Origin of the sequence: Dysgonomonas termitidis (assembly GCF_042654545.1) — a bacterium.
Taxonomy (GTDB): Bacteria; Bacteroidota; Bacteroidia; order Bacteroidales; family Dysgonomonadaceae; genus Dysgonomonas; species Dysgonomonas termitidis.
The window spans coordinates 1-253 of sequence record NZ_JBHSGN010000086.1 but is presented as its reverse complement, the minus strand read 5'-3'; the positions used below and the strand labels follow the sequence as shown (position 1 = coordinate 253).

Genomic DNA, 253 nt, shown 5'->3' with positions numbered 1-253 from the left:
ACCGTCCGGCTCTACTTTATTCGTGTGGCAGACGGCGAACATCGCCGCCCTTGAGGGATTTATATTAATGTTGGCCCGTCGGCAGCCAGGCTCCGGGCAGCAAGAGGTGCAGGTCTTCCGTTTTGGTATCAGGTAACCGGTTCAGGACATCCGTAAGCCAGGCTTCGGGATTCACGCCATGCAGCCTGCATGTACCGTAATAGTTCGGGGAATTGCGTCCATAGATCCAGGTGCCAGCAGCCTCGGGCTTATC

General features: G+C 56.5%; 1 protein-coding gene. It reads right to left on the bottom strand.

Translation table 11 applies throughout. The features are described from left to right. Positions 1–64: 64 nt before the first annotated feature. Positions 65–253: transposase domain-containing protein (locus ACFO6W_RS14800; protein WP_379997745.1), on the bottom strand; the 189-nt coding region annotated here is incomplete at its 5' end.